Here is a 13,840-nt window from a genome sequence, read left to right as displayed (position 1 = left end):
CTGGGCGAAATGCGCCTGGTAAGCAGAGTTTTTGAAATGTAAGGCCTTTGAATAAGACAAAAGGCTGCCTCATCGCTAACTTTGCAACAGTGCCATACTGTGTAGTATCATAATGCATAAATCACGATTTTTGATACTGACATTCAGTACCGTTTTGGGTGGTATCAAAACTCATAACATTTGAGACGGTTAAAAAGAGAACAGAACACCCGTTTACGAAAGGATGCGTGATGGCTGCTGATTTTCTGACCGACAAACAGACACAGAACTACGGGCGTTATGCCGCAGAGCCAAACGAGATCCAGCTGGCACGGTATTTTCATCTTGATGAGCGAGACCTTACTTTCATCAACCTGCGTAGGGGCAGGCATAACCGGTTGGGAATTGCCCTTCAACTCACAACTGCCCGCTTTCTGGGAACCTTCTTGTCCGATCTCATGCAAATACCGCCCGGTGTCCAGTTTTATGTCGCAAGGCAACTTAACATCCGCTATCCAGAGATCATTTCCCGCTATGCTCAAAGGGAAAACACACGTTGGGAGCACCACGGGCTTATCAGGCAGCACTATAGCTATCATGATTTCGGTGATTTCCCGTGGTCGTTCAGACTGAAGCGATTGCTGTATACCCGTGCATGGCTCAGTAATGAACGCCCCGGACTGATGTTCGATTTTGCCACCGCGTGGTTGCTTCAAAATAAAGTGTTGTTGCCAGCCGCATCCACCCTGACGAGAGTCATTGGTGAAATCCGTGAGCGTGCGACCCGCCGCTTGTGGCGAAAATTGGCCGCGCTGCCAAACCGTTGGCAGACCGCACAACTGGCTGGGTTACTTGAAATCCCCGAAGGACAGCGACTCTCAGTGATGGAGCACCTAAAAAGAGGCCCTGTCACTATCAGCGGCCCCGCGTTCACTGAAGCACTTGAACGTTACACTCGCCTGCGCAGCCTGGAGTTTTCCTGTCTGAATTTCACTGGGCTGCCCGCCATACAGCTCCGCAATCTGGCACGCTATGCCGGAATGGCATCGGTGAAATATATCAGCAGAATGCCAGAAGAACGGCGGCTGGCGATCCTTACCGCATTCGTGAAAGCGCAAGAAATCTCGGCGCTGGACGAGGCCGTTGACGTGCTGGATATGCTGATCCTCAATATTACCCGGGAGGCGAAGAAAACCGGGCAGAAAAAGCGACTTAGGACGCTCAAGGATCTTGACCGCGCGGCGTTGCTGCTGGCGCGGGCATGCGCACTTTTACTTGATGAAGATACCGCCGATGATTTGCTGCGAAAGACCATATTCAGCAGTGTGTCTGTCGCCAGACTGGCAGAGTCCGTGGAAAAAGTGAATGAACTGGCCCGCCCCCAGGATACAAACTTTCAGGATGAAATGGTGGAGCAATACGGACGGGTAAGGCGTTTTTTGCCCGCACTACTGCGCGATCTGCACTTCCGTGCGGCCCCAGACGGTGAACATACCTTGGCTGCCATCCATTACCTGGCAGAGCTAAACGGCTCGAAAAAACGGATCCTGGACGATGCACCTGAACATATCATTTCAGGCCCTTGGAAACGCCTGGTGTACGATGCTGACGGTCGGATACAGCGAGCAGGTTACTCGTTGTGTCTGCTGGAGCGACTTCAGGATGCGCTACGCCGTCGTGACATCTGGTTGGAAAACAGCGATCGTTGGGGTGATCCGCGCCAAAAACTTCTTCAGGGGGAGGAATGGCAGGCGCAGCGGGTTCCAGTCTGCCGGGCATTGGGTCACCCCACTAATGGCAGTAAAGCATCGGAGCAATTGGCCGCTCAGTTAGATGAAACCTGGAAAACGGTGGCATCACGTTTTGATCGCAATACCGCCGTGGACATCTGCAATGAAGGTAAACATCCTTCGCTGACCATCAGCAGCCTGGATAAATTGGATGAACCACCGGCGCTGATACAACTGAGCAGCCGAGTCAGACAATTGCTTCCACCCGTTGACCTGACAGAACTGTTGCTCGAGATTGACGCCAGAACTGGCTTCACCCGTGAATTCAGCCATGTCAGCGAGTCAGGTGCCCGTGCGCAGGATCTGCATATAAGCCTGTGTGCGGTGATGCTGGCTGAGGCCTGCAATATCGGACATGAGCCGCTGATCAAGCACAATATCCCTGCACTGACTCGCCATCGTCTGAGCTGGGTGAAACAGAACTACATCCGAGCAGAAACGCTGGTTAGCGCCAATGCGCGGCTGGTTGATTTTCAGTCCTCGTTAGCGTTGGCAGGATACTGGGGGGCGGGGAGGTAGCCTCCGCTGATGGTATGCGTTTTGTCACGCCAGTGAAAACGGTGAATTCTGGCCCCAACAGAAAATACTTTGGTTCAGGGCGCGGCATCACCTGGTACAACTTTGTCTCTGACCAATATTCGGGTTTTCATGGCATAGTGATTCCTGGAACACTGCGGGATTCCATCTTTGTGCTGGAAGGGCTACTTGAGCAACAAACGGGACTAAACCCGGTTGAAATCATGACGGACACAGCAGGTACCAGTGACATTATCTTTGGCCTGTTCTGGCTACTGGGATACCAATTTTCACCTCGTCTGGCGGATGCGGGTGAGGCTGTGTTCTGGCGGGCCGACAAAGCAGCGAATTACGGGGCGTTGGACAAACTGGCGCGGGGTTGTGTTGACCTTTCTAAAATCGAAAGCCACTGGGATGAGATGATGCGGGTTGCCGGTTCGCTGAAGCTGGGCACTATTCATGCGTCAGAACTCATTCGATCGCTATTGAGAAGTACCCGACCGTCAGGGCTTGCTCAGGCAATAATGGAGGTCGGAAGAGTTAACAAGACACTGTATCTTCTCAACTATATTGATGATGAGGACTATCGTCGCCGGATCCTAACACAGTTGAACCGGGGTGAAGGCCGCCATGCCGTTGCAAGAGCCATCTGCTACGGTCAGCGTGGCGAGATCAGAAAACGTTACCGCGAGGGGCAGGAAGATCAGTTGGGTGCGCTGGGTCTGGTGACAAACGCAGTGGTGCTGTGGAATACGCTTTATATGCAGGAAGCCTTGTCGCACCTGCGCAGCATCGGGGAAGGGCCAGAGGATGAACATATCGCGCGGCTTTCGCCTCTGATGCACGGTCATATCAACATGCTGGGACATTATACGTTCACACTACCGGAGGATATTATGAAGGGGGAATTGAGGCCGTTAAATCTCAATTTAAACAATGAATTATCTCCTTAGCGTGGTTTTTTACATCATTGGCCCTCAAACCCCATGATGATGGTTTCGAAACGTCTTAAGGCCAAAGACTATCGAACGGTTTCCACGGGATTTAACGTCCTGAGCTCTAAGCCAGGGCTGATAACTTTGGCCATAGCCCACTCCTATGCCGTCACCTAGCGCATTTTCATAATCCAAATAGGATTTGAGACGCCTACCCCTACCCATGATCGTACCCAAAAAACGACATTGATACGTACCTATATGTGCATTTTATAGTCTCCAACCCTATAACCACACATTCAGTAAGCATACAACATTAGCGTCGTTTTTTGAGAATGGTTACAACTTTAGTGCTTTGTGTACAACTTTATTGTCTTCGGACAGTAGGACCCTCTAAAACCAATAGAATTTACGTAGAAACGCGTTTAGTAAAGGCTTTACTAATTACTAATGACTAACATATTAGCACTTTCAGATCTGTCAGCAATAACCCCGGGCGGCGAAATAATGAGAAGAGTTCTTCCGGAGAGCCTTTTCTTTCTATCTGATTGATTTTTAACACTTTTAAATGTCAGCTTTATGTAAACCTGTGGGATTTACTCCTAATTAAATCCCATAGTATGAAAATTAGGCATTTGCAAACCTTAATGACGTGACGTTGTCACGTAAATCAATGGAATTTAGTCTCTAGTAAAGAGTTAACTAGTGACTAACTGCCTGATCGGTGTGCTTGAACGGTGCACTTCAGGCCGGATATAAAAATTGATGAGAGATATACAGAAAATGATGGACCGGCTTAATAAGCCAGCCTTTCTTGGGATGATTGATGATGTTGAACACGCTATAAAGCGAAAATGCCCCTTTTTAACCTATAGGTTGGGCACTATGAGTAAGATACAATCAAATCGCCAGTCAGATGGCTAATTTCATTTTGACCAAAGCGGGCTATTTCAAGCGTTATCGCTGAGACGAGGCTTCAATGACAAGTACACTTGACCCATCACACAAGCAAATTGAAATGTGGCGCAGAGCTACCGGTTCCGAAGGTGGACTCAACGAATACCGCAACTGGGTTCTGGAAAATAGTATGAGATTTACAGCATACGGTATCCATACCGTTATCGTCGAAGGTGAGGCGAAGCATATAACAGCGCTTGATGATGTTACCCTCTGTAACGAGTGGGCGAAGCTTAAAAGAGAAAACAATAGGCTTTACGCAGCAAATGAAAAAATTTGCTCTGGCTGGCGTGGTTTTGTGTTGCGTTTGTTAGGAATAACACTGTCATGCAGAAAACCGGTCATCTTACTGGGGGCAGACGCGAAGAATCAAAATGATGCCGTGAAAGGGGCTGATTTGTAATTTTCAGGCGAGCCCACCGTTCTTAGAAAGCTGTTCTATGGGTATGTAAGGAAGATAATGTTCTCTGAACGCTCAGTACACTTAATCACTTCCTGTACAAAGGGCAAGAATCATCAGGGCCACGTCTGGCCGACATTGGACATAGATCCAAAACAAACCCCGGACGACGCAGCATATGCCTGGAGTAACATTGTAGACGACGCCAGAAGTAATCAGGCGGTACCGGCATTGTCCTTGTATTCAGGTAATCACTGGTCTACGGCAAAGGAAATTTTAAACTCAACCAGAAATCTGGAGTTGTGGATAATCTCTGCCGGGATGGGGTTTTTAAATAGTCGAGATCGGGTGCCCTCTTACGAGGCGACATTTCATCAAGTACCATTCAGGCATGATCTCTGGTGGAAAGCCATCACAAAATCACTAGGAAAGCATAACCGTTGCGCAACTATAAGCCAGTTAATGCAGTCCAGTCCGAATGATGAATATTTGATTGCGGCTTCGCCTGTTTATATTGCTGCTGTCCAGAATGACATCCTGAAGGGCATTGAGAGTTTGACTCATCCTCTTACGCAACTAACGATCGTGACATCAGGGGCATATGCTGGCCCACTTGAAGAATACTTAATTAAGAGTTCTTCTAGGATGATGAAAGAGCTAGGGAAGGTGCGAACAAGTTCCTGATATGAGATCATCATATTCATCCGGAGCGCATCCCAGAGGGACATCATGAGCCATCAACTCACCTTCGCCGATAGTGAATTCAGCACTAAGCGCCGTCAGACCCGAAAAGAGATTTTCCTCTCCCGCATGGAGCAGATTCTGCCATGGCAGAATATGACCGCTGTCATCGAGCCGTTTTATCCCAAGGCGGGCAATGGCCGACGGCCCTATCCGCTGGAGACCATGCTGCGTATTCACTGCATGCAGCATTGGTACAACCTGAGCGACGGTGCCATGGAAGATGCCCTGTACGAAATCGCCTCCATGCGCCTGTTTGCCCGATTATCCCTGGATAGCGCCCTGCCGGATCGCACCACCATCATGAATTTCCGCCACCTGCTCGAGCAGCATCAACTGGCCCGTCAATTGTTCAAGACCATCAATCGCTGGCTGGCCGAAGCAGGCGTCATGATGACCCAAGGCACTTTGGTGGATGCCACCATCATTGAGGCACCCAGCTCTACCAAGAACAAAGAGCAGCAACGCGATCCGGAGATGCATCAGACCAAGAAAGGCAATCAGTGGCACTTTGGCATGAAGGCCCACATTGGTGTCGATGCCAAGAGTGGCCTGACCCACAGCCTGGTCACCACCGCGGCCAACGAGCATGACCTCAATCAGCTGGGTAATCTGCTTCATGGAGAGGAGCAATTTGTCTCAGCCGATGCCGGCTACCAAGGAGCGCCACAGCGCGAGGAGCTGGCCGAGGTGGATGTGGACTGGCTGATCGCCGAGCGTCCCGGCAGGGTAAAAACCTTGAAGCAGCATCCGCGCAAGAACAAAACGGCCATCAACATCGAATACATGAAAGCCAGCATCCGTGCCAGGGTGGAGCACCCGTTTCGCATCATCAAGCGGCAGTTCGGCTTCGTGAAAGCCAGATACAAGGGGCTGCTGAAAAACGATAACCAACTGGCGATGTTATTCACCCTGGCCAACCTGTTTCGGGTGGACCAAATGATACGTCAGTGGGAGAGATCTCAGTAAAAACCGGAAATAACGCCAGAAATGGTGGAAAAAATAGCCTAAATAGGCTGATTCGATGTGTTTGCGGGAAAAAAATCGGCCCAGATCCGCGAAATTTTAATCAGCGAGTCAGCTTGGGAAGAAATGACCTGCTTATTCGCACCTTCCCTAGAGTGCAATATGGTGTGCCTGAATATAAAACTGGCTCAATACATACTTAAAAGTGGTAGTCGTTAGAACTAGACTGTTAATGATACAATTCTCCTGTTATTTTATTTTTATAAAAGGTCTCAAATATGCTCAAAAACAGATTTTCTTTATTGTGTCTTGCTGTGGCATCGTCACTTACTCTTACTGCTTGCGATGTAGTTGATGCTGCCTATGACGAGACTTTAAATGATAATGCACCCGAAATTGTAATAGCTGGAGGATTCAAAATTGATATCCAAGGTAATGCAGTTCCGGTTGAGGGATATGATAATTGCTCTTTGAATACTCTTCAGGGAAGCGTTGATACGGATAAATCAAATTGTATTGTTCTGGATAGAACACGTAAAAAAGTACCGGTTCTAGTTCATTTGTCATCCGGTCCCGTCAAAGAAGAAGGGGTCTGACGCTCAGTGGAACGAAAACTCACGTTAAGGGATTTTGGTCATGAGATTATCAAAAAGGATCTTCACCTAGATCCTTTTAAATTAAAAATGAAGTTTTAAATCAATCTAAAGTATATATGAGTAAACTTGGTCTGACAGTTACCAATGCTTAATCAGTGAGGCACCTATCTCAGCGATCTGTCTATTTCGTTCATCCATAGTTGCCTGACTCCCCGTCGTGTAGATAACTACGATACGGGAGGGCTTACCATCTGGCCCCAGTGCTGCAATGATACCGCGAGACCCACGCTCACCGGCTCCAGATTTATCAGCAATAAACCAGCCAGCCGGAAGGGCCGAGCGCAGAAGTGGTCCTGCAACTTTATCCGCCTCCATCCAGTCTATTAATTGTTGCCGGGAAGCTAGAGTAAGTAGTTCGCCAGTTAATAGTTTGCGCAACGTTGTTGCCATTGCTGCAGGCATCGTGGTGTCACGCTCGTCGTTTGGTATGGCTTCATTCAGCTCCGGTTCCCAACGATCAAGGCGAGTTACATGATCCCCCATGTTGTGCAAAAAAGCGGTTAGCTCCTTCGGTCCTCCGATCGTTGTCAGAAGTAAGTTGGCAGCAGTGTTATCACTCATGGTTATGGCAGCACTGCATAATTCTCTTACTGTCATGCCATCCGTAAGATGCTTTTCTGTGACTGGTGAGTACTCAACCAAGTCATTCTGAGAATAGTGTATGCGGCGACCGAGTTGCTCTTGCCCGGCGTCAACACGGGATAATACCGCACCACATAGCAGAACTTTAAAAGTGCTCATCATTGGAAAACGTTCTTCGGGGCGAAAACTCTCAAGGATCTTACCGCTGTTGAGATCCAGTTCGATGTAACCCACTCGTGCACCCAACTGATCTTCAGCATCTTTTACTTTCACCAGCGTTTCTGGGTGAGCAAAAACAGGAAGGCAAAATGCCGCAAAAAAGGGAATAAGGGCGACACGAAAATGTTGAATACTCATACTCTTCCTTTTTCAATATTATTGAAGCATTTACCAGGGTTATTGTCTCATGAGCGGATACATATTTGAATGTATTTAGAAAAATAAACAAATAGGGGTTCCGCGCACATTTCCCCGAAAAGTGCCACCTGACGTCTAAGAAACCATTATTATCATGACATTAACCTATAAAAATAGGCGTATCACGAGGCCTGTGGGAGGAAAATAAAGTGTCATCCTAACTACAGGACCCTGCAACGTAGCAATTCCTGCAAAAATCCATTTAAAACAATGACTTATTTCAATTCTGCCATCTGCAAGCGTTTTGTGGGGATGGAGGCCGGAATCATTAAAGTATCATCCTAATTTTCGCTCAACCTTGGAAAATGCTGAGAATCGTAAAAATAAAGTTTCATCCTTTCCGCTACTAGTTCAAGGCTTTCTTCCGGCCGCCGGCAACAACGCTGCTTGGCTGAGGCGATCCACTTGCGCTACCGCTCACTGATCAGATCGAACTTGAACTCGACGAGCAGCCAACCATCAGGCCGAGCGTGATCGCCAAAAAAAACGGATCATGCGAAATCCTTCGTTGAGTTTGGCGCGGGTTTTAGCAAATCAGCTGGCCCGCGATCCGGTTGAGAGTGATCCGAAGCGGTCCTTGACGACCGGCACAAATCGGCCGATTCTGTTGAAAAAGTAGCTTTAGCGGCAGCCTGCCGATCAGGTGTGCCTGCTGTCGAAGTGGCTGCAAGCCACTTCAAGTTGCCTTCCGGCGTTTCACTGAGCGTCCTTGCTCAGGTTTAAGGGTTAATTTGAGGGTTTCTGCTCGTAGCAGGCATACCTATCCCGTCAGCGGTGGCCCTTGAGGCAAAAGCTTGGCCATGCGGCGCAGGTTCTGCACCATCGCAGCCAAGGTGAATTCGTCAGTGGCACCCGTTAGGCCACGCAGTCGTAAACGGTCGAGTTTCATGATCCGTTTGAGGTGGGCGAAAAGCATCTCCACCTTCTTTCGTTCGCAGCGAGAGACGAGGTACTCCGGTGTCTTGGCGATGCGTCGAGCCACGTCGCGGGCAGCCTCATGGATGCTGCGGACGATCTTCCGATTCGGCGTGTTGGGGCAGCATTTCGCTTTCAACGGGCAGGTGGCGCAGTCGGTTTGGCTGGAGCGGTAAATGACGGTTTTGGCCTTAGTTACCCGCGACCTTTGCTGGGTGAAGGCGCGCCATTCACTGCGTAGCGGTTTGCCGGCTGGGCAGCGATATTCATTGGCGTCCTGACTCCAGTGAAAGTCGTTACTGGAGAGGCTGTCGTCCTTGCGCTCGGTCTTGTCCCACACCGGCACATGCGGTTCGATGTCCTTTTCTTCGACCATCCAGGCCAGCATCGGGGCGGTGCCATAAGCGGTATCGCCGATAAGGCGTTCCGGTGTGAGATCGAACTGCGCCTCGACACGCTCGACCATCGTCCTAGTCGAATCGACTTCGGCGGTACGGTGCGCCGGGGTAGCTTCCACGTCCATGATCACACCGTGCTCAGTGTCGATCAGGTAATTCGTGGAGTAGGCAAAAAAGGCCGGGCCACCTGGCGCTGCTGTCCAACGGGACTGAGGATCAGTGAGCGAAATTTTCTTGGGAAGAGCCTCAGCCAGCGCCTCTTCATCAAGGGCTTCGAGGTACTCGCGCACTGCGCGGCTGCTGAGCTTTGGATCGTTCCAATCGACCTCATCTCCCGCCACCCCACGTTGCCGGCTGGCATCCGCCTTAATGATGCTGGCGTCGACGGCGAAACCTTCACCCTTGACTAGGCCGGCTGCCATGCAGCGCCGCAGCACCTCATTGAATAACCAGCGGAATAGATCGCTGTCACGAAAACGCCCATGGCGATTCTTCGAGAAGGTCGAGTGATTGGGGACTTCGTCTTCCAGACCCAACCGGCAGAACCAGCGATAGGCCAGGTTCAGGTGCACCTCTTCGCACAATCGCCGCTCGGAACGAATGCCATAGCAGTAGCCGACGACCAGCATGCGCACCATCAACTCCGGGTCAATCGAGGGACGCCCGATGGGGCTATAGAAATCTGCCAGGTAGGCACGTAGATCACTGAGATCCAAGCACTGGTCGATGCTGCGCAGGAGATGTTGGGCCGGGACGTGATCTTCCAGATTGAACGAGTAGAACAGGCGCTGCTGTCCTCCCGGTAACTGTCCCATCATGCTGTTCGCCCCCACGCTCGCTGACAAAGCAATTTTGCCAACGGCATGGGGAGGCCGCTACTTTTTCAACAGAATCGGCCGCACACAGCCATTCGGCTCAACAGAACCCTGCCTTTACCCCACCAAACTCCGGAAACTCGCCCGGTAGTCCGTCGGCTTGAGATGCACATGTTGGCTGAGGTCGCCGGGTAGCGTGAACAGGCGCGGACCGTCCCGAAACTGGAACACGCGATACAGATGGAATTGATCGCCCGCCTCCTTGGAGAATTCGAGTTCGTTGTGGCTGACCAAGAAAGACGAGCCTACCCCGCCATTGGTGGTTTTCACCTCGATGAAGCGCTCATGGGCGTCCTCTTCGAACGACAGGATGTCGAACCCCGCACCGTCTCCCTGGGTGTCGGACACCCAATCCAGCCGCTGAAAAAGCTCTGGGTGGCCGAGCTCGGTCAGGCGTTGCTGTTCGTAGCCAATCACCCACTGCTCCCCTGCCCGGCCCAGCTTGCGGTTGGCTTCATCGCGAGCGGCATAATCGAACTTTCGCGGTAGGCGTTGCCGTAGAGATGCCGGGGTACGCACAAGCACTTCACGGGCGGGTGGTTCTACCAAAGCCGCTCGGTAGGTTTTGTCACCCGGAAGTTTTACCTCCTCCAGGGCATCGACAAGAGCGCCGACCGTCTGCTGATGTTCCAGAACGTAGGCGTGTACGGATTTACGCAGCAGCAGTTGGCTGTTGCCGCGTGGCTTGTAGCCGTTGATATAGGGCAGGCCCAGGGCATCGAGTACGGCGCTAATGTTCTGGTGCTTGAGCTCGACTGAAGACTTGCTGCGACCGTTCAGCAGTTGGCGCAGTGCCTGGTTGTGCTCGGACTTGTGGTACGGCTCCCCAGCCGCCTCGGCACGCAGCATGTCGAAATAGTCTTCGACCGTGGCCAGGACCTCTTCTTCGGACCAGTCTTCGCCGATGCGAATGATGCGAAACCCGAGCCGCGTCAGCGCCGGAACGACGGTCGTCTCGCCACCGGAGAAGCTGTCAGCAGTGAGCGGGCCCTGCTCGGGAAATTGCTTGCCGAAGGCCACACCGGCGATGGCCTTGGAATCGCAATCGGTGCCGGTCTTCGGATCACGTACCAGGAAGTCGCGGGACTTGCCGTAGCCGTGGCGCGCCAGGAATTTCGTGCGGCCCAGTTGCACGAACTCATCGATGGCAGCCTGCACGGCGGCGGGGCTTCGAAGCTGGGAGAGTTGAGACACAGGGTCCTTCCTTACTGTCATGGTGTGCCGGGAACCGCCGAGCCACGAGATTATGAGTAGCCCCTGAACAGAAACGTCACGATAAAAGCCGTGAACGCCACCAGGCCCATTAAATCCCTTGCGTATTTGCAGCCCGTGCTGTCCAAACCTGTACCAGGTCCGATCAACACGCTCCAACCATTGAGGTACGAAAACACCGCCTGACCGAACAAAAAATGCGTGATAGCCGCCGCAGCCATGACGCCGGAATCGTCAGACAGGCTGTAGCTGTTGACCATTGCCCTGTACGCCTGCATCTGAAATGGCTATTGCCCTGATGGGAGCCGGCTTTTCAGCCACCGACACCAGCGATGCCGTCAATATTCTTTACCCGATAACCATGACCGTACAAGCTAACAAGGCCTGGCAAGCCAGCGGACTTAAAAAGTCTTTTTTTCTACCATCCCACAAAAAAGTTCGTGGTGGAGAAAAGATAAGCTATGCAAGGCTTTAGGAGACGTGGTTTTTCAGGATGACGAAGAACGATTCGGCGCTAGGTGCAACATAGGTGCATCGCACGAGCGCTAGGAACGGCGAAAAAAGGCGGACGTGGCGAAATCGGTAGACGCAGCAGACTTTAAAATTGGAGTGCCCGCGGGGAAATCCGCGGAGTAGAACCGCTCAAAGTCGGGGAACGCTAACGGGCAATACCCTAAGCCAATCCCGAGCCAAGCCCCTTCGGGGGAAGGTGTAGAGACTGGACGGGCGGCGCCTAAAGCCTTCGGGCAATGGCGAAGGGACAGTCCAGACCACGAACGTCATCAGACGGCGGCGAAAGTCGAGGTGGTACGAAAATCTGCTTCTCTGTGAGAGTACGGGTTCGAGTCCCGTCGTCCGCACCACAAAGCCAAACATCCCTGCGATGATCGACCTCTGGGCGTTTGGTCGTGAGCCCGCCACCCTCGCGCTACGCTTTGCGCAGGCGTCGAAGGCGATCAGGTGCGCCCATCGATTCCGTCGAGCACCATCGCTGCGAGTTCATCGCTGGTGTGTGCACCACTATCGAGAACACGGGTTGTGCATGGAAGCCGTTCCCTTGCGGCCAAGCATCGGGCGACATTCGCTAATCGCCACTCTCGAATCTCCGCATTTCGATTCGGGTCAGGATGCATGGTCTGGTTCGCGATCCGGTGACGCAATAGGTCCTCGTTGAGCGTCAGAAAGATGTGCAGCAGCTGATCGTCGATCCGCCTTACCCCGTCGAGTATCTCAGTCAGATAGTCCGGGTGCACGAGCGTCATTGGGATGATGATGTCCTGCGAGTAATTCCTTCGAATCTCCCTGACCGCCGCGATCGTAAGTCCCCTCCACAAGGGGAGATCCTGATAGTCTCCGCTCGCTGGCATGGGGACCGTTTCTTTCACCACGAACCCGATTTCCTCGGGGTCAAAGATCAGCGATTTGGAACGCCGATCGCGCAGCCGCTTAGCGAGCGTCGTCTTTCCGGCGCCGAAAGGTCCGTTGATCCAGATTATCATTGTCGACGGCCTCTAACCTGAAGGCTCGCAAGAGCGCTCGACGGCCTCGTGCGGAGGCACGATCGGAGTGGTTCCGAAATGCTTCTCAAGATAGGTGACGCCGAACGTCACGATGTCCTGCGCGTCGAACAGGTAGCACTGAGCAAAGCCCACGACACCTTCTCGATGGCGACCGAGCTTCACGTAAGCATTTGCTATAGTTTCAACCGCATCCGGCTTTCCTTCGATAGCAAAGCAATCGAGAATGCCGTTTGAATCGTAATCCGATGCCGTTTTCCAGGCGACTTCACCGTCTCTTCCAAGCATCGGCATCTCATACGTCACCCACCGTTTGTTGGGGATATCGGCAACCGCCTCGGCGTAGTGCAATGCGGTAACGGAGTTTAGCGGCGCACCCAACAGCAGGGCCTTCCCGCCAAGGCGAACGAACCGCTCGACGGGCGATCCTTCCCCCAAGGCGTGACCGAGTTCGTGAGGCTCCGTCAGCGTTTCAGCCAGCGGACCAACCGCGACCATCGATGCATCGGGGTGCGCGCTGCGCCGCGCGCCGGGGGCTTGAACCAGAAATTGATTCAGCAGGCCGAACCCACGGTAAGTCCCGGCTGTTGCGGGATCGAACGGCAGCCAGGTACGGCGGGCTTCGTCATCCAGCCGAGCGCCATTCAGAGTCTCCTCGTAGGGTGATCGGTCCCACGACGCGTATCCCATCACAGTGCCAGTCGGCCCAACCGCGGAGCGTAACGCGGCAACGACCGTCTCCGCTCCTCCTTCGACCGGACCAATCGCTTTAAGTGAGGCATGCACCATCAAGAGGTCACCGGTTTGGACTCCGAGTTTTTGAAGCGCCTCCGTTATTGCCTTCCGCGTATGCATCGCGATATCTCCTCTAAACTGCAAAACACTATACGGGGTCTGACGCTCAGTGGAACGAAAACTCACGTTAAGGGATTTTGGTCATGAGATTATCAAAAAGGATCTTCACCTAGATCCTTTTAAATTAAA

12 protein-coding genes and 2 pseudogenes are annotated in these 13,840 nt (G+C 52.1%); 7 read left to right on the top strand and 7 right to left on the bottom strand.

Features of this window, described 5'->3' with window-relative positions:
- The first annotated feature begins 230 nt into the window (after positions 1 to 230).
- Positions 231 to 3,238: pseudogene (locus tag ACOTWU_RS24410) on the top strand (Tn3 family transposase).
- A gap of 36 nt (positions 3,239 to 3,274) precedes the next feature.
- Here the strand turns inward: ACOTWU_RS24410 and ACOTWU_RS24405 are convergent.
- A pseudogene (locus tag ACOTWU_RS24405) lies at positions 3,275 to 3,445 on the bottom strand (transposase); the annotation flags it as partial.
- Between the two features lie 754 nt (positions 3,446 to 4,199).
- On the opposite strand from ACOTWU_RS24405, the gene ACOTWU_RS24400 reads away from it, so the two are divergent.
- From ACOTWU_RS24400 to ACOTWU_RS24380, 5 genes are all read left to right on the top strand, one after another.
- Positions 4,200 to 4,580, top strand: coding sequence for a hypothetical protein (locus ACOTWU_RS24400; RefSeq protein ID WP_001371925.1), 381 nt, complete (start codon positions 4,200 to 4,202; stop codon positions 4,578 to 4,580).
- A gap of 57 nt (positions 4,581 to 4,637) precedes the next feature.
- Positions 4,638 to 5,261, top strand: coding sequence for a hypothetical protein (locus tag ACOTWU_RS24395; protein WP_000490639.1), 624 nt, complete (start codon positions 4,638 to 4,640; stop codon positions 5,259 to 5,261).
- Positions 5,262 to 5,306: 45 nt separating this feature from the next.
- Positions 5,307 to 6,287: an IS5-like element ISKpn26 family transposase gene (locus ACOTWU_RS24390; RefSeq protein WP_000019450.1), complete on the top strand. Its 981-nt coding sequence runs from the start codon at positions 5,307 to 5,309 to the stop codon at positions 6,285 to 6,287.
- The gene (locus tag ACOTWU_RS24385; RefSeq protein WP_306307795.1) at positions 6,269 to 6,487 is read left to right on the top strand and encodes a hypothetical protein; all 219 of its coding nucleotides are present in this window, start codon (positions 6,269 to 6,271) and stop codon (positions 6,485 to 6,487) included. Before ACOTWU_RS24390 ends, ACOTWU_RS24385 begins: the two co-directional genes overlap by 19 nt.
- Positions 6,488 to 6,562: 75 nt before the next feature.
- Positions 6,563 to 6,880 carry a hypothetical protein gene (locus tag ACOTWU_RS24380; protein ID WP_085013673.1) on the top strand — a complete coding sequence of 106 codons (318 nt, stop codon included), beginning with the start codon at positions 6,563 to 6,565 and terminating at the stop codon, positions 6,878 to 6,880.
- A gap of 138 nt (positions 6,881 to 7,018) precedes the next feature.
- Here ACOTWU_RS24380 and ACOTWU_RS24375 read toward each other — a convergent pair whose 3' ends face one another.
- From ACOTWU_RS24375 to ACOTWU_RS24360, 4 genes are all read right to left on the bottom strand, one after another.
- A complete protein-coding gene (locus ACOTWU_RS24375; RefSeq protein WP_000027057.1) occupies positions 7,019 to 7,879 on the bottom strand; it encodes a broad-spectrum class A beta-lactamase TEM-1 in 861 nt (286 codons plus the stop codon).
- Positions 7,880 to 8,699: 820 nt separating this feature from the next.
- Positions 8,700 to 10,070: an IS1182-like element ISCfr1 family transposase gene (locus ACOTWU_RS24370; RefSeq protein WP_000971921.1), complete on the bottom strand. Its 1,371-nt coding sequence runs from the start codon at positions 10,068 to 10,070 to the stop codon at positions 8,700 to 8,702.
- Between the two features lie 114 nt (positions 10,071 to 10,184).
- The gene (locus ACOTWU_RS24365; protein WP_000080861.1) at positions 10,185 to 11,321 is read right to left on the bottom strand and encodes a DUF3883 domain-containing protein; all 1,137 of its coding nucleotides are present in this window, start codon (positions 11,319 to 11,321) and stop codon (positions 10,185 to 10,187) included.
- A 50-nt stretch (positions 11,322 to 11,371) separates the two neighbouring features.
- Entirely contained in the window at positions 11,372 to 11,599 is a 228-nt protein-coding gene (locus ACOTWU_RS24360; protein ID WP_000248278.1) for a hypothetical protein, read from the bottom strand.
- A 23-nt stretch (positions 11,600 to 11,622) separates the two neighbouring features.
- On the opposite strand from ACOTWU_RS24360, the gene ACOTWU_RS24355 reads away from it, so the two are divergent.
- The gene (locus ACOTWU_RS24355) at positions 11,623 to 11,814 is read left to right on the top strand and encodes a hypothetical protein (protein ID WP_000951934.1); all 192 of its coding nucleotides are present in this window, start codon (positions 11,623 to 11,625) and stop codon (positions 11,812 to 11,814) included.
- A 481-nt stretch (positions 11,815 to 12,295) separates the two neighbouring features.
- Here the strand turns inward: ACOTWU_RS24355 and ACOTWU_RS24350 are convergent, their stop codons facing one another.
- Together ACOTWU_RS24350 and aac(3)-IId are read right to left on the bottom strand one after the other, a co-directional pair.
- The gene (locus tag ACOTWU_RS24350) at positions 12,296 to 12,838 is read right to left on the bottom strand and encodes an AAA family ATPase (RefSeq protein WP_000587837.1); all 543 of its coding nucleotides are present in this window, start codon (positions 12,836 to 12,838) and stop codon (positions 12,296 to 12,298) included.
- A 12-nt stretch (positions 12,839 to 12,850) separates the two neighbouring features.
- Complete coding sequence (aac(3)-IId, locus tag ACOTWU_RS24345) at positions 12,851 to 13,711, bottom strand: aminoglycoside N-acetyltransferase AAC(3)-IId (RefSeq protein ID WP_000557454.1); 861 nt, start codon at positions 13,709 to 13,711, stop codon at positions 12,851 to 12,853.
- Between the last annotated feature and the right edge of the window lie 129 nt (positions 13,712 to 13,840).

Origin of the sequence: Enterobacter cloacae complex sp. GYL001, from assembly GCF_049237125.1 — a bacterium.
Taxonomy (GTDB): domain Bacteria; phylum Pseudomonadota; class Gammaproteobacteria; order Enterobacterales; family Enterobacteriaceae; genus Enterobacter; species Enterobacter hormaechei_C.
Note: the sequence above shows the minus strand (reverse complement) of the source record. Positions and strands in the feature narration are given on the sequence as shown.